The 15,851-nt window shown below is 57.2% G+C and carries 15 protein-coding genes; 2 read left to right on the forward strand and 13 right to left on the reverse strand.

Annotated elements, in window-relative coordinates:
• Window positions 1–13: 13 nt before the first annotated feature.
• Complete coding sequence (locus PV433_RS26650) at window positions 14–730, reverse strand: DUF421 domain-containing protein (protein ID WP_332075068.1); 717 nt, start codon at window positions 728–730, stop codon at window positions 14–16.
• Window positions 731–892: 162 nt separating this feature from the next.
• On the opposite strand from PV433_RS26650, the gene PV433_RS26655 reads away from it, so the two are divergent.
• Both PV433_RS26655 and PV433_RS26660 read left to right on the forward strand, forming a co-directional pair.
• On the forward strand, window positions 893–1,282 hold the full coding sequence (locus PV433_RS26655) for a TIGR04086 family membrane protein (protein ID WP_332075069.1): 390 nt from the start codon (window positions 893–895) through the stop codon (window positions 1,280–1,282).
• 115 nt (window positions 1,283–1,397) lie between these two features.
• On the forward strand, window positions 1,398–2,222 hold the full coding sequence (locus PV433_RS26660; RefSeq protein ID WP_332075070.1) for a phosphatase PAP2 family protein: 825 nt from the start codon (window positions 1,398–1,400) through the stop codon (window positions 2,220–2,222).
• 87 nt (window positions 2,223–2,309) lie between these two features.
• On the opposite strand, the gene PV433_RS26665 is transcribed toward PV433_RS26660, so the two are convergent.
• The 12 genes from PV433_RS26665 to ruvC all read right to left on the reverse strand — a co-directional run bounded on the left by PV433_RS26665 (window position 2,310) and on the right by ruvC (window position 15,799).
• Complete coding sequence (locus PV433_RS26665) at window positions 2,310–2,558, reverse strand: hypothetical protein (RefSeq protein WP_332075071.1); 249 nt, start codon at window positions 2,556–2,558, stop codon at window positions 2,310–2,312.
• 147 nt (window positions 2,559–2,705) lie between these two features.
• Window positions 2,706–3,602: an AraC family transcriptional regulator gene (locus tag PV433_RS26670; RefSeq protein ID WP_332075072.1), complete on the reverse strand. Its 897-nt coding sequence runs from the start codon at window positions 3,600–3,602 to the stop codon at window positions 2,706–2,708.
• A 66-nt stretch (window positions 3,603–3,668) separates the two neighbouring features.
• The gene (locus PV433_RS26675) at window positions 3,669–4,475 is read right to left on the reverse strand and encodes a sugar phosphate isomerase/epimerase family protein (RefSeq protein WP_332075073.1); all 807 of its coding nucleotides are present in this window, start codon (window positions 4,473–4,475) and stop codon (window positions 3,669–3,671) included.
• 2 nt (window positions 4,476–4,477) lie between these two features.
• Window positions 4,478–5,644: a trans-sulfuration enzyme family protein gene (locus tag PV433_RS26680; RefSeq protein ID WP_332075074.1), complete on the reverse strand. Its 1,167-nt coding sequence runs from the start codon at window positions 5,642–5,644 to the stop codon at window positions 4,478–4,480.
• Window positions 5,637–8,552, reverse strand: a complete 2,916-nt coding sequence (locus PV433_RS26685; RefSeq protein ID WP_332075075.1) for a family 78 glycoside hydrolase catalytic domain — start codon at window positions 8,550–8,552, stop codon at window positions 5,637–5,639. Before PV433_RS26685 ends, PV433_RS26680 begins: the two co-directional genes overlap by 8 nt.
• A gap of 298 nt (window positions 8,553–8,850) precedes the next feature.
• Window positions 8,851–9,198, reverse strand: coding sequence for a preprotein translocase subunit YajC (yajC, locus tag PV433_RS26690; RefSeq protein ID WP_332075076.1), 348 nt, complete (start codon window positions 9,196–9,198; stop codon window positions 8,851–8,853).
• An 18-nt stretch (window positions 9,199–9,216) separates the two neighbouring features.
• Window positions 9,217–10,353 carry a tRNA guanosine(34) transglycosylase Tgt gene (gene tgt / locus PV433_RS26695; RefSeq protein WP_190924647.1) on the reverse strand — a complete coding sequence of 379 codons (1,137 nt, stop codon included), beginning with the start codon at window positions 10,351–10,353 and terminating at the stop codon, window positions 9,217–9,219.
• Between the two features lie 49 nt (window positions 10,354–10,402).
• Complete coding sequence (gene queA / locus PV433_RS26700) at window positions 10,403–11,476, reverse strand: tRNA preQ1(34) S-adenosylmethionine ribosyltransferase-isomerase QueA (RefSeq protein WP_332075077.1); 1,074 nt, start codon at window positions 11,474–11,476, stop codon at window positions 10,403–10,405.
• A 5-nt stretch (window positions 11,477–11,481) separates the two neighbouring features.
• The gene (locus tag PV433_RS26705; protein WP_332075078.1) at window positions 11,482–13,587 is read right to left on the reverse strand and encodes a SpoIID/LytB domain-containing protein; all 2,106 of its coding nucleotides are present in this window, start codon (window positions 13,585–13,587) and stop codon (window positions 11,482–11,484) included.
• A 29-nt stretch (window positions 13,588–13,616) separates the two neighbouring features.
• Window positions 13,617–14,630, reverse strand: coding sequence for a Holliday junction branch migration DNA helicase RuvB (gene ruvB / locus PV433_RS26710; protein ID WP_190924641.1), 1,014 nt, complete (start codon window positions 14,628–14,630; stop codon window positions 13,617–13,619).
• Window positions 14,631–14,675: 45 nt separating this feature from the next.
• Complete coding sequence (gene ruvA, locus PV433_RS26715; protein ID WP_332075079.1) at window positions 14,676–15,299, reverse strand: Holliday junction branch migration protein RuvA; 624 nt, start codon at window positions 15,297–15,299, stop codon at window positions 14,676–14,678.
• Window positions 15,296–15,799 carry a crossover junction endodeoxyribonuclease RuvC gene (ruvC, locus tag PV433_RS26720; RefSeq protein ID WP_190924637.1) on the reverse strand — a complete coding sequence of 168 codons (504 nt, stop codon included), beginning with the start codon at window positions 15,797–15,799 and terminating at the stop codon, window positions 15,296–15,298. Before ruvC ends, ruvA begins: the two co-directional genes overlap by 4 nt.
• Window positions 15,800–15,851: the final 52 nt, after the last annotated feature.

Below are 15,851 nucleotides of genomic sequence, written 5' to 3' on the forward strand. Positions count from 1 at the left end.
GCGAAGCCGGCTTTTATTTTCTCTTTTTGTCCAGGTACATGCGTCCCCGGTGATCGATCGAGCAAAAGAACACTTCCTTGAAATCGTAAACTCCCTTAGACTGTATCTGGTTTTTCAGCCAAAATCGCGTCTTTCCCATTTTCATCAAATTTTCGTCCTGAACTTTGCCGTCCATGATTAACGGCATTGGCAGCCCTTCGTACCGGAAACGCGGCTCGCCGCTCCCGTCATCCTTCTGTGCGGAAGGTTCCTGCTTCTCCGGCTCCACCGCATCCTGCTCCGTCTGCTTCTCGATCACGGACAGCTTGCCCGACGTCTCCAGCACGGCGAATTCGACATCGGCCATATTGGTCACCTGGCGTTCCCTCAGCTGCATAAGTAAGTCGTCGAGCGTATACCGCTGTCTTCGCATCTCCTCCTGATTCAGGACGCCGTTTTCGATCAGATAGCTCGGTTTTCCGTCGAACCAGGCCCGCGCTTTCTGATTTTTGAGCGTCACGTAAGCAAGCACGATCTGAATCAGCACGAGCGTGACCATCGGCAGTAGACCGTTTACGATCGGCAATTGCGGATCGTCGATAATAAAAACAGCGATTTCGGCAATCATGATGGAGATTACCAAATCAAATACGGACAGCTTGCCGATCTCCCGCTTGCCCATCAGCCTCAGAATGACAAACACCACGAAGTAGATCAGCACAGTGCGCCAAAAGATGGTGAAAAGCTCCACAAGACCAACTCCTCCGCACGTTTTGATTTCATTGCTATTCTGACCGCCCTTCTTCCTCCTCATGCAGTCCCCGCTTGCTCAATAATTGCCAAAGCCTTGTACTAATCCGGTCAAGTTGCCCATACAATGGGTACAAACTAGGATAAAGAGGTGCATGTCCGCATGAACCCGATCTCGAAAGTTCCTCGGATTCGCATTACCTCGCCGCTGCTGTCCGGCATCGTGAATGCTTTCGTCTGGCTGTGCGTCGGGGCGGTGTTCACATCGCTGGTCGTCTCCATGACCGATATGAAGGAGCAGACGCTTACAACCGCCGCTTTTCTTATTCATGGAATCGCCTCCTTGTTCGGAGGATTTTCCAGCGGCAAACGTTCGGAAAGCAAAGGCTGGTATCATGGCGCCATTCTCGGCGTGCTGTACACGCTCATCGTCGTTCTTGTCGGTTTTTTGGGCTTCGACGCCGGACTTGGTAAGGATACCGCCGCTTTGCTCCTGATCGCGATCCCCGCCGGTGCGGTCGGAGGCATGTTCGGCGTTAACGCCAAAAAGTAAGCGCAAGCAGGCTACGGTCAGGTAAAAGTAGGAGCATTTCGGCACACCCCCGGATATGATATACTGGTTGGGTCCAAGTCGCGGCAGCCACACATCGATGTAGGGGGATATGTTTTTGTTTACGTTCCAGTCCATGACTCACGTGACCGTTCTTATGGCCCTGACCGTGTATGTTTTATTGTTTTTCTCCTTGAAGAGACATCCGTTATACCCGTTTCATGCGGCCGGAGCGTTTGTGCAGGAGCTGTTTACGAAGCGCAAATATTTGCTTCATTTTCTGGGCATCGCCGTCATTTTATTTTTCAATAAAATCGAGATTTCGATTGAGAACAGCATGGTCCAGCATGCCGACTTTACTCCGAGCATCTACAGGCTCGAAGGCGAATTTGTCGCTCTGTTTCAGAAGCTGTTCGAGAATAGTTACTTGACGGCAGGGCTGAGCTTTTTTTATGTCGTCGTGTTTACGGCAATCATGGTCGCTTCCCTGTTTCTGTATACGTTTGAGGGCGAGCACAAGCTGTTTTACGCCGTCTGTTATGCGCTGATGATCAATTATATGATCGCCATTCCGTTTTATTTGTTTTTTCCGGTTACCGAAGTGCATGCGTTTAACCCGAATGTCCGTTTCCTTATGCTGGACGCCTTTCCATCATTCGAGACGGAATACCGGCCGCTGTCAGATCTGGACAACTGCTTCCCGAGTCTTCATACGTCCTTGTCGGTATCGATGGCCGTAATCGCGCTCCGTTCCCGGAATAAGTTCTGGAAAGTGTTCGTTCCGGCAAGTGCGGCTATTATTATTTTCTCGATTTTTTACTTGGGCATTCACTGGCTGACCGATATGGCCGGAGGCATGGTACTAGGGCTGCTCGCGTCGCGCATCGGACTACGTCTGGCTGAAGGCAGATCGCTGCTTGCAGGGGCCAGGATCGGGAGATAACGCTGCACACCTGCGGCACAACCCAACACAAAGAGGAGTGCTCCGCCTGGCATCGGACGCCCCTCTTTTTTTGGCTGCGATTTTCGTTTAATACTTGTCGTATTGCAGATCCATCGTCGCAAATCCGCAAAACTCCGGAAAATGATCGAGTACCCGGTTAACTTCCTCCGCACTGTACCCCATCTTCTGCAAATGCATCTGCTTGGCCTTCCGTTCGACCGACTGGGCGGTCACCAGATCGTCGATGTGCTCGTACATTTTGGCTCCCCACTTTTTGCCGAAATTCACATGGAGCCGCTCGTCGGCAATATCGTATTCGGACTGAACGGAGGACATCGGATCACCGTGTTCCAAAAACGAGTCGATCGATGCTTCCGATTTGCACGGCAGTATTTAATGCACATGGGGCGTGCCGTTCACGCGCTGCCGCAAGACGGCGAAAAGGGCCGCTTGCGCGACCCGCTCCCTGCTCTTCTATTCCGGTTATATTAAGCTGTCCGGCAAATGTTTAAATTCGCCGGGGGTCATTCCCGTCGCTTCCTTAAAGGTGCGGATAAAATGCGGCGAATCGTTGAATCCCGCACGAAGGGCGATCTGCGTAATCGAATCGTTGCTGGAACGCAGCATTTCCTTGGCCCGGATAATCCGGTGCATAATAATGTACTGATACGGCGTGTACCCGGTGAGCTGCTTGACGAGCTTGTAAACATAAGAACGCGAGACGTGAAACTTCTCCGTCAGCTCCGGGATGTCGACCCCCTCGCAGCACCGCTCCGAGATATAGGCGGTCATCCGCTCTGCGATCTCGAGCATCTCGGCAGCGGCCCGCTCCTTGACGACGCACGAGTCTTTCGTCCGGGCGAGTTGCAGGATTAACTGGAGCAGCAGCGTTTTCACGTACAGCTCGAAGCCTTGCCTACGCTCTTTCAGCTCCGATTCGAGCTGCTGCGTAATATGGTGGATGTGCTGCAGCTCCCGGCTTGCTATCGAGAATTCCAGCGTAATGACGTCGTCCCCGGGAAACCACGACTCGTATACGGCCGCGATCTCCGGCTCCGCTTCGATCAACCGCTGCAAATACGATTCCTCGATCGACAAAATTGCACGATTGTAGACCGATTTTTGCGCCGGATGGAAACGATGGTATTTGAGAGGCGGGATGATCACAACTTTGCCCGGATAAACGCTGAATTCCCGGTCCTCCACCCGGATCATCCCCCGGTTCGAGAAGGTAATGTGAAACTCGAAGCCGCGGTGGGCGTGAGCCGCACGCATCGGCGTCGTATCGCTTTTATGCTCGCAATAGACGGGAAACAGGTCGAGCGATTCATTAAAATCGTGATCCACAAAATCGGAAGAAGGCTGATTCATCTTGTTCATTCCCCGGTTCGCACCGCCTTTATCCTTACTCTGCTTAACCTTATCCTTGCGGGGGAAACCGCATCGTTACTCCCACCGAATCCGGCGGAACCGGTCGCGGTAAGCGTCCCCCATCCATTTGCATACTTGCCACAGATCGGCCAACGGCTGTCCGGTGTACGGCAGCGTATGCAAATATTTCGGCGGTCCGAACTCCGGATCGAACGTCACGATCCTCTCTCCTCTGGCATAATGGCTGCGGCAAATTTCGTCCCACCAGGCTTCGTGCGCTTCCCGCTCCTGCGCGTATTCCGGCGCGGCCGGGTCGGGAACCTGCGGACCGTGGCGGAATCCGACCCGGCCGTGGATATGAATCGTCCGGCTGATCGCCAGCTCCACGTTGGCCCGCTGATCCTCCAGGAGCGTCTCCGATACAACGACCCAATGACTGAAATCGGCGGTCAGCTTCATCTCCGGAAACTCCTTCAGAAGCGCCGCCGTGCTCCATGCCGAATAAGTGGCGCGGTTGCGGTGCGTCTCGTGGGCGACGGGAATCGGAACGTCCCGCTCCGCTTTCATCGCCTGCTCGAAAAACGCCCGCTGCTCGTCGAACGGCATCCAGTCTTTGGCGCTGTGCGAATTGACCTTGAGCGGCTCCAGCTCGCAAGCCCGGTTCAGCCTATCGCGGAATGTCGCCGCGTGGTCGCCGTCCGTATACATCATCGCGATATAATCAAGACCGTACCGCTCCAACAGCCGGCGGAATCTCGGAACGTCCTCCTTGTCGGGGACGAGGCACTCCACTCCGTCATATCCCGCTTCGGCGATCCGTTCGATTTGTTCTTCCAGCGAACCGGTCATGCCCCACAATGCTTTGAACAGTTTCAATTCCATCTCTACAATCCCTCCTGACGAATAGCGTGCAAGCCCCGCTCCAAATCTTCGATGATCGTTCCCGCCGATTCCAGACCGACCGAGATGCGGACAAGGCCTCGCGGAATGCCGGTGCGCTCCGATGTTTCCTCATCGATCCCCGCCCCGGGGAAGTTCATTAAGCTTTCGAAGCCTCCCCAGCTGGGACCGACCTCGAAGCAGGTCATCGCTCGGCTCATCCGGGCAACGTTCGCTTTGTCCCCTTTCGGTACGAAGCTGATCAACCCGTTGCAGCCGCTCATCTGCTCTAGTGCAAGCTTGAACTGGGGATGGTCCGGCAGCCCGGGATAAAACACCTGCTCCACGTCACCATGCTCCTGGAGGAACGCCGCGACCTTCCTCGCGTTCTCCTGATGCTTCGCCATCCGCAGCGGCAGCGTCCGGAGTCCCCGCGTGAGCAGCCAGGCTTGATGCGGGTCCATCACCGCTCCGAACATGCCCCGTTCCCGGTGCGTCATCTGCTCGACCGTGGCGGCATCGGATATTAAGACGCCGCCGATAATATCGCTGTGCCCTCCCAAATATTTCGAAGCGGAGTGAACGACGGTGTCGATCCCGAACCGGAGCGGATTTTGATACAGCGGCGTCGCCCACGTATTGTCCACAACGGTAGCGATGCCTTTGCTTTTGGCAAGCTTTGCAACCGCCGCGAGATCCTGCAGGGTGAAGACGTTCGAAAGCGGCGTCTCCAAATAAATAAGCCGCGTATTCGGCCGGATCGCCTCTTCAAACTGCCGGACCTCCTCCCCGGAGACGAAGGTCGTTTCTACGCCGAACTTGTTCATATACGTTTCGAGAAATACACGCACGGGCGTGTACACGCTCTTCAGGGCTACGACATGGCAGTCTTTCACCGCATGCTGCATAATTGCAGCCGTAATCGCCGACATGCCGGAGGAGAACAGCAGCGCGCGTTCCCCTTCCTCCAGGGCGGCCAGCTTCCGCTCGGCCACCTCCAGCGTTGGGTTCGAGACGCGGGAGTAGCTGTAACCGTGCGACTTCGTCTTTCTCGTAAACAGCGAATTTTGGAAGATCGGAGGCACGATCGCCCCCAGGTAGCGGTCATAATCGTCGCCCAGATGGGCGCATATGTCTTCTTTACTCCACGATTTCAAGTCATCGTCATGCATCGTCCCCACTCCCTTCCCCGGTGTCTCCCACCCGTTCGATCCGTATGTCCCAGCCGCGTTCCCTTGCTTCGGCGTCATCGATCCCGACGCCTTGCGGTACACGCAGCCTCAGCGTCGCCGAGCCATTGTCGCGGCTCCATTCGACGTCTACCCGGCCGTATGGCGTCGGAACGGACCCCTCCGCCCATTCCAGCCCGTCCAGCTCTGGCGGACATACCGAGATGCGGCGGAACCCCTCGGCAGCCGGCGCAACGCCCAATCCATATTTGCCGAGCACGTAAGCGGGCGCAGCCGACCACGCATGGGCGAAGCTGCGCGGGTACACGGCGAACGTCTCCCAGCACGTAGTCGATCCGTGGCGGACCATCGCTCCCCAGTCTTGGCGGATGGCGGATACGATCCGATCGAGCCGGCCCATCCGCTGCCACGCTTCGAACAAATAAAACGACATGAACGGCGTGCCGATGCGCACCCAGTCGGCAGGCGGATCGACCAGCCGGCTTTCGACGGCGGCTTTGCGCTCATGATCCAGCATATCGAACAAATAAAGCAGCGTATGGGTTTGAACGCTGCAAGTACCGGACCGTTTGCCGCTGCGATACCAGCCGTCTATGTAGGCATTTCTCCCGTCGTCCCACAGATGGACGTTCATGCTCGCTTTGAGCCGTTCGCTCCGCTCGTTCCACCGCCGCTCGTCTTCGGGTTGAGAAAGCCGCCGGGCCATATCCGCCGTTATCCGGCAGCAATACGCAAGCGCCGCATGCTGCGCCGTACCTACACCGACATACGGAATATCCAGCTCGGCCCAGTCGAGCAAATTCCACGAGCTGATATCGAACAAGCCTTTATCATTAATAAACGTGCAGTACGTCTCCAGCGTCTCGGCGATGTCCGGATAGATGGTGCCGATAAACTTCGTATCCCCGCTGTATTCGACGTACTCCTTGCAGGCGATCACCCAACTGAAGGTCCACATCGGGATGACCGACTGCCAATCGGTAGGCATGCAGGAGAGCAGCAGACCGCTCTGTTCGCGCGAGCGCGGAACCATTGTCAAGCAATGCTCCGCCAGTTCGTAGGAGCCGAATAAATAGTAGTTGACAAGCGAGCTGACCCGGCAGTCGCCGACCCAGAATACCCGCTCGTACGTCGGGCAGTCGACGAACATATCCTCTGTGCATACTTCCGACGTATGCCGGCTAATTTCCCAGATGTCGTTCAGCAGCGGGTCCGAGCAGCGGAATACGGCCTGATCGGTTACCGGATATCCGGATTGAAGCACGGAGATCGAGTGGAAGGAAACCGGCGCCGTCTGGCCGCGAATCGCTACGATTAAATAGCGGAACCCCATCCGGGTTACGCTGCGATAGGACTGCCTGCCTCCCCTTGCCGTATACCGGAAAGCGTTATTCAATCCGCCCGTATACCGCACCTTGCCGTCCACCATCGTCTCAAAGCCGTATATATCGATCACGGTGCCTTCCGCCGCATCCAGATCGAACTCGATCTGCCCGACGTACAGCTTGCCGAAGTCGACGATCAGCTCCAGGTCCGCCCCGTCCGCCGGAGGAGCCAGCACGGAAGGACGGGGATGCCCGTACAGCATCCGTTCGTCTTTCCGCTGAACCGCCCGGGTTGCGACGGTTTGCTTGCGAAGCATCAAGGAATAGATCATATGGTTCACGATGATCCGTGACGGCTCCACCTCCTTGCACGAGGACCGGTAAGCGAGCAGATCGGCCGGTGCGGCCGCTTCGCCGAGTGCGGCAAACGCCGGGTGAGACCGGTTCAGCCCGGTCTCCTTTTCGACGCCCCCGTAGACCGGATGGTAGCCGTCAGCCACAGGCTCAATCACCTCGAAAGGCCCCCAAGTGACGAACGGTGAGCTGCCGTCTCCTTCAGCCGCGCCCTCCGCCCTTCGCTCGTCGCCCTGAGGCTCAAACGGGGAGACGAAACGAATCGGCGACGGAAAGTCCCATTCCATATGTGAGAACAAATCGTTATGAACGCCGCATATTTCAAGCAAAAACAAGTGCCGTCCCGGCTCCAGTACGATCTCTTCCCCTTGCTTGTACCACCGGCTGTTTATTTTATATCGGCCTTGGACTCCGTTCCACGGCGAATGCGCGAAAGTGAGCTTACCTGTCACGCGTTCATCCGTCTCAAGAATCGTTGCCAAGTAACCGCTGAATATTTTGGCGTTGGCGTCCCGGTTGCCGGGATAAAAGTTGTCGCGCATATTCACCGATACGACTTGCCGCAGCGGACGGACTTCCGAGATGGAGGTCAATTGGCTGGGATAAATGCGGGATTTGGCCATCGGCTCGATCGAAGCCGTGTGCAGCTCGCCCCAGACTCCGCCGCCGCCTTCCGCCACGCGGACCGCACGGCCCCAGTCCGAATCGTCATAAGCGGACGTCAGCCAGGCGTCGTTCCACTTCCGGGCATCGAACAGCTCCAGCCAGCCGATATTGACATTGCGTTTCACCGTATGGCTCTCGAATCCGTCATGCCGCTTCGCCTTCCAGTTATTATCCGTGGCGAAGCTTCCGGCCTCGCAATCTTCCCCGAGATCGAGTCTTGCGATCAAGCCCGCCCGATTCTCGATGTACTGATAATTCGAATGGCCGTAATGCCATACATCCACAGCGATTACGTTATCCCCGGTTCGGACATAACCGCTGACATCGTAATCGTCGTAATACCAATGCCGGGGCGTCGAACGAACCGGTCCTTCGCCGGCTTCCTTTCCGTTGATCCATACCCGGTAGTACGAATCGGCGCTTATTCGCAGCCGCGCTTTGCCGACCGCTTCGGCGCCGAGCGTGAACGTTTTGCGAAAACATACGTGCGTATTAACAGGACGCTCTATCTCGTCCAGCCAGATCCAATCCGCTTGCCAATCCACGTTTGTCTTACTCCTCTCCCGGTTCAGACCTAACATCCTCTCCCGCCCTGTCGGAATGGGTATTGCGGCATATCGCCGATCATCATGGCGCCGCATCTTGATTATACTGGATCGTCCGCGGCCCGGAAGCCAAATCATCCAAAAAAATTATCCGACAGTCCACAAATTCGGAGATTGCGTGCGCCATATGCCGGGCAGAGAGCCGAGTGTCCTCGAAAAACGGCTTGCTGGCTCGATTTCAGAAAATATCCAAAAAAAAGAGACCGTCTCGGGTCTCCTCTGTCCATTCAGATACATATTAAGCTTTCTCGGCAGGCTTCTCAGCCGGTTTCTCAGCAGCCGCCGGTGCGGATGCGCTGACTGCGTTAATCGCCGAACGGTCGAACGTCAGCTTGGTCGCATCGTTGACGCGGAGGACGACGATATCGTCCGTGATCTCCATGATCGTACCGTGCATGCCGCCGATCGTCGTAACCTTGTCCCCTTTTTTCAACTGGTTCAGCATCATGTTGCGGGTTTTCTGGCGCTTCTGCTGCGGGCGGATCAGCAAGAAATACAAGACGGCGAACATCAGTACGAACGGAACAATCGTCGTGAGCAAGTTAGGTGAGGCCGCTGCCCCAGCTGCGTCTGCATAATTCCACATGAGTCTAGTCCCTCCTTTTTAAAATCCGCGGGAGTTCTCCTTCATCCCGTACCGGTCGAAAAACTCGTCCCGGTAATCGAGCAGCCGGTCTTCCGCGATAGCTTGTCTAACGTTTCGCATCAAATCCAGCAAGAAATGCAGATTGTGATACGTCGTCAACCGAATGCCAAACGTCTCGTCAGCCTTTAGCAGGTGGCGCAAATATGCGCGGGAGTAATTCTTACAAGTGTAACAGCTGCAATTCGGATCGAGCGGTCCGAAGTCTCTAGCGAACTTGGCTCCTTTGACGACCAGCCGTCCCTCGCTCGTCATAACCGTACCGTTGCGCGCAATCCGGGTCGGCAGCACGCAATCGAACATGTCCACTCCGCGGATCGAACCTTCCAGCAATGCGTCCGGCGATCCTACCCCCATCAAATACCTCGGTTTGTGCGTCGGCAGAAGCGGAACCGTGTGATCCAGCATTTCGTACATCAGTTCCTTGGATTCTCCGACACTTAGTCCTCCAATAGCATACCCCGGGAAATCCATGGAAGTCAACTGAACCGCGCTTTCTTTGCGCAAATCGGCAAACATGCCGCCTTGAACGATCGCGAACAACGCCTGATCGTGAGGACGGGCATGCGCCTTCAGGCAGCGCTCCGCCCACCGGCTCGTCCGCTCCGTCGATAATTTGACATACTGATAGTCGGCCGGATAAGGGGGACACTCGTCGAATGCCATCATAATATCAGGCCCAAGCGCATTTTGAATGTCCATGGCGATCTCGGGGGAGATGAACAGCTTGTCTCCGTTGAGATGGTTGCGGAAATGTACGCCTTCTTCGGTAATTTTGCGGAGCTCGCTCAAGCTGAACACCTGGAAGCCGCCGCTGTCCGTCAAGATCGGCCTGTCCCAGTTCATGAACTTGTGAAGCCCGCCCGCCTCGCGCACGATCTCGTGGCCGGGACGCAGAAACAGATGATACGTATTGCTCAATATAATATGAGCGTCCATCATCTTTAATTCTTCGGGGCTCATCGTCTTCACCGTTGCCTGCGTGCCTACCGGCATGAAGGTCGGCGTATCGATGATGCCATGGGGCGTATGCAACCGGCCAAGCCTGGCGCCGGATTGTTTGCATGTTTTGATAGGTTCGTAACGTACTGCTGCCATAAGTCGTTCCTTCCTTGTCTGATCTTGTCTATCGGCTCCATTGTGCCGTTCAATAAATAAACATCGCATCGCCGAAGCTGAAAAACCGGTATTCGCGTTCGACCGCTTCGCGATACGCCGCCAGCACCCGATCGGTTCCCGCCAAAGCGCTGACCAGCATGACGAGCGTCGATTTGGGCAAATGAAAGTTCGTCAGCAGCGCATCCACAAGCTTAAACGAATAGCCCGGGTAAATAAAGATGCCCGACCAGCCGTCACAGCTCTCGATCTGCGAATCGCCGAACCGGTTCGCCACCGTCTCCAGCGTCCGGGCCGATGTCGTGCCAACCGCCACGATCCGGCGTCCTGCCGCTTTCGCTTCGTTCAGCGCCGCGGCCGTCTCCGCCGACACCGAATAATATTCTTCATGCATCTGATGCGCTTCCACCGTATCGGCCGAGACCGGGCGGAACGTGCCGAGACCCACATGAAGCGTGACCGTGGCGATCCGCACGCCTTTGTTCGCGATCGCCTCCAGATAAGCGGGGGTGAAATGCAGTCCGGCCGTCGGCGCAGCCGCCGAACCGGGATTCCGGGCGTATACGGTCTGATACCGTTCCCGGTCGTCCAGCTTCTCTTTAATATAAGGAGGAAGCGGCATCGAGCCGAGACGGTCCAGCAGCTCCCGGAATATCCCGTTATACTCGAACCGGACGATCCGGGCTCCCATCTCGCCCTCCTCCTCGACGACAGCGCGCAGCAGCGGCTCCGTCATCGCCGTTTCGTTCTCCCCGTCCTGTTCACCATTCTCGCCGAACACCACGACGGCTCCCCGTTTCAGCCGTTTGCCCGGACGGGCAAGCGCTTCCCACCGGTCTTCGCCCAGTTCCTTGAGGAGCAGCAGCTCCACATGTGCTCCCGTATCGGCTTTGACGCCAAAAAGCCGGGCAGGAATGACCCGTGTATCGTTCAACACGAGCGTATCGCCGGCTTGCAGAAAGTCGATCAGTTGTTCGAACGCATGGTGCCCGATCGCTCCGCTCGACTTGTCGAGCGTAAGCAACCGGGACCCGGTCCGGTTCAAAAGCGGCGTCTGGGCGATCAAAGATTCGGGTAATTCAAAATCAAACGTACTGACATCCATATCCGTCATTCCTTAGTTATAGTAATCCCATTGTAATAGTGCATGAGTATGCTTTTGTAATCGTGTCCGCTCTCCGCAAGCGAGAGAGCTCCCCATTGGGACATGCCGAGGCCGTGCCCGTAACCGGTTCCGGTCAGACGGAACATCGTGTCCTTCGTGGCGACGCGGACACTGCCTTCTGCACCGAGCACGATCCGGTTCGGTCCGGTCAGCGGGGCAGAAGCTCCGTTTGCGCCAAGCGCATACAGCGTTCCAGCCGATCCTTGCACCGTGCGGGTCGTTCCGCCGGCTCCAGATACAGTATACCGTCCCGTCTCCTCAATATCAAACCGGGTGCTCGGCGCACTGAACAGCGCGCTCCGGTACTGATCCGGTTTGGCGACCGGAATCGGCTGGCCGTTGGCCTTCAGCTCCGTGACGCGGCCCGACGGGCCGCGCTTGCTTACCTCGAGCGTCTCCAGCTTGCCGGCGACCGGCTTCGTTATTACCCCGTTCAACTGTTTCAACAGCTCGTCGGCCGTATACGGGCCGCGAATCCAGCTGTACGCGTTCGATTCCCGCGCTTTGCCAAGCGATACGAGCTTGGCCCCTGTTGAGACCTTTGCAATCGGGCCATTTCGGACATCGTCGACATACGGGGCCGGACGCACGTTTACGTCCGCACTCTGAACCGATACGACAGGCAAGCCTGCGCCGTTCCGCTCCCCCGATTCCTTGACCAGATCTTCGCGGATATAACCAATCTTGCCGTCAGGCAGCGACACGCGGTGCCATAACAGCTTGTTTTTCTCCGCAGCCTCGTCGGGGCTCTGCACCGACTTGATGTACGGAATCGGCTGTCCCCACACCTCGACCGGGTCGCCGGTCAATCCGCCGCCGTTCGAGTAGAAATACGGCATGATCAGCTCGCCGTTCAATACGATTACTTCTCCGGCCGTCGCCGCAACCGCAGCCGTCCCGTTCGGCCCTTCCTGCTGTACGCCGTAATAAACCTGATCGTTGGAGGAGTCGGAGACGTGCGCAATCTGATACTTCGTTCCAAGGCTCAGCGCGAACGTGCGCGCGGAGACGGCTTGCGCCTTCAAAGCCTCGGCCGGCCACGATTCGCCCAGCTCCCCTCCGACGACGGATACGAGGTACTGCTCGAACGGCAGTTCGTTCACGACCGCAAGCTTGCCGTTATGCCGGCTCAGTTCTAGAGCCCCCCGATACTGCCGACCGCTTTTTTCGGCGATGGCCGCAGTTCCGTCCTTCGGAGCCACCCACACTTGATGCGCATCGGGATTAAACGAATAATGCGGAATCGCAGCGGTCCCTGTCCATTCGTCCCTTTTGAGCAAATAAGGAGCTGTCGGATCGACCGGCTTCAATGCGAGGTTCGGCGATATTTTCGCGGCCTGCGCTTTGACTGTGTTCAAATGCTCGGCATCGGCCGCTTCCCCGATCCATACGGCGTAAGACGAAGCGCCCGCCGTCTCCAATATAACGGGCCATGCGTCGAGCCCCTGCTGACGCAGTGCCGTGGCTTGTCCCGCCGCTTCCGCTTCCGACGCGTAATCACCGGCATTCCAATGAAGCGGGCCGGTTACGGTCGTCGCCGCCCCCTTGAGCAACGCAGCCGCAGAAGCGTTAACCGCGATCCGCTGCTTTGCCGCATTCGCTTCTTCCTTGGAGCCATACATGCCTGCGTATACTTGATAGACGGTCTTGCCGAGCTTGACCGATTGGTAGACGTAAGGTTTGTCCTGGGTGGCCCCGAGCGCCTGCTGAAGCAGCTTCGCGGTCGCCTGATCGGCGGTTTCCAGCAGGAACACCTGGTAGCCGTCCACGCTGAAACGGGCTTGCGCGCCAGGGGCTACTGCCGACCATTGCGTGAACCCGGAAGAGGTTCGCCGGCCGATATCGAGCCCGTTCGGGGAAGACAGCGTCACGGCAGGTACGGTAACGTTATAAGTAGTACCGCTGGACAGAAACAATGCGACCCGGATTTGCTCCAGCTTAGGCACGGCGGCGTAACTTTCGGTAAAGGCCGCGGGCACGCTGATTACAGCCGCCACGATCGCCGCCAGCCATGCGGCCGCCCATCTCCGGGGCCGAACTCGTCTCGTCATCGGTTCCATCTCTCCTTTGAATAACATATCTAGCTGCTGCCGCCTTCGGAAGGAACCGGAAGACCGAGATGCCGATATGCGGCGGCGGTAACCGTCCTCCCCCGCGGCGTGCGCTGCAAAAATCCGATTTGAAGCAAATAAGGTTCGTACACATCCTCGATCGTCTGGCTCTCTTCGCCGATCGTAGCGGCGATCGTATCGAGTCCGACCGGCCCGCCGCGGAAGCTGGTCATAATCGCACGCAGCATCTTATGGTCGATCTCGTCGAGCCCCAGATCGTCGACCTGGATCAGCTTAAGCGCCGCACGGGCGATCTCGGTCGTAATAATTCCGTCGCCCCGCACCTGAGCATAATCCCGCACCCGCTTCAACAGCCGGTTGGCGATCCGCGGCGTGCCTCGCGAACGTTTGCCGATCTCGTCCGCCGCCTCTCCGACGATGCTGACCTGCAAAATGTCCGCGGCCCGGCTGACGATATAACTAAGCTCGTCCACCGTGTAATATTCGAGCCGGCTGACAACGCCGAACCGATCCCGAAGCGGCGCGGACAGCAGTCCCGCCCTCGTCGTGGCCCCGACCAGCGTGAAAGCCGGCAGATCGAGCCTGACCGAACGCGCGCTCGGGCCTTTGCCGATAATAATATCAAGCGCGAAGTCCTCCATCGCCGGATACAGCACCTCTTCAACGGTGCGGTGCAGCCGGTGGATTTCATCGATGAACAAGACGTCGCCTTCCTGGAGGTTGGTCAAGATCGCCGCGAGATCGCCCGGACGTTCGATAGCCGGACCGGAGGTCGTCCGGATGTTCACGCCAAGCTCGTTGGCGATTATGTTCGACAGCGTCGTCTTGCCGAGACCCGGAGGTCCGTACAGCAGCACGTGATCCAGCGCTTCCTTGCGCATTTTGGCCGCTTCGATGTAAATTTTCAAGTTTTCCTTCACTTGCGACTGTCCGATATATTCCGCCAAATAGCGAGGACGGAGACTGAGCTCCACAGTCTCATCTTCCATCATCAAATGGGCCGAAATGATCCGATCCTCCATTTGCCGTCGCCCTCCTTGTCATTCGTTGTAGCCCCGCGGCCGGCATCAGCCGGCATAAAGCGCTTGAAGAGCAAGCTTAATAAGCATGTCTGCCGGGTCGCTCTCTTTGACCTTTGCCTTCACGGTCTGCCAGGCGCGATCCGCTTCGGCTTCCGTATATCCGAGCGCGAGCAGCGCTTCCTTCGCCTCCGCCCAGGCTCCGCCCCCGGAAGAATCCGTTCCGGCCTGCTGCAGCGCCTCGGCAAGCACCGCTCCGTCGAAGCGGGACGTTACCGCGCCGAGCTTATCCTTCAAGTCCAGAATGATCCGCTGCGCCGTTTTCTTGCCGATCCCCGGCAGCTTCATCAGAAACGTCACATTCTCCTGCTGGATCGCGGCCACGACCGCCTCCGGACGGCCGCCGGACAAGATGCCGAGCGCCACCTTCGGTCCGATTCCGGTGACGTCGATCAGCCGCCGGAACAGCGACTGTTCGTCCCGGGATGCGAAGCCGAACAGCAGGATCGCATCCTCGCGCACATGGTGGTGGGTGAATACCGTAACATCTTCCGGTTTATCCGGAAATACGAACGGGTTCGGACAAAACACGCGGTAGCCAACCCCCTGTACGTCGATCACGACGTAATCCGTTTCCCGGTGCGCCACTTTTCCGCGCAAAAAATCGATCATGACTTCCCAACTCCGTTCAATTTTTGCTGCAGGCCGGCGGAATGCGCGTGACAGATGGCGATCGCCAAAGCGTCGGCCACGTCATCCGGCTTGGGTACGGACGCCAGCTTCAAAAACATGCGGACCATTTCCTGCACCTGCTTTTTTTCCGCTTTGCCGTATCCGACGATCGCCTGCTTCACCTGAAGCGGGGTGTACTCTGCAATCGGAATTCCTTTCTGCACAGCCGCAAGCATCAGCACGCCCCGCGCCTGACCGACCGTCAAGGCGGTCGTAACGTTTTTGTTAAAGAACAGCTTCTCGATCGCCACCGCATCCGGCTTGTATTTGTCGATCAAATGGACCGTCGCTTCGTAAATTTCCTGCAGCCGCACGGCGGAATCGGTATTCGCTTCCGTCTGGATGCTGCCGAACTGGACCGGAGTCAGCTTGTGTCCCTGCTTATCGATAAAGCCGAAGCCGACGATCGCAATTCCCGGGTCTATGCCCAATACGCGCACAAAAGTCCCTCTCTCTCTCTGCCGATAAGCGAACATATGTATTCAATTTACC

The organism is Paenibacillus sp. GYB004 (assembly GCF_036577605.1).
Taxonomy (GTDB): Bacteria; Bacillota; Bacilli; order Paenibacillales; family NBRC-103111; genus Paenibacillus_AB; species Paenibacillus_AB oceani.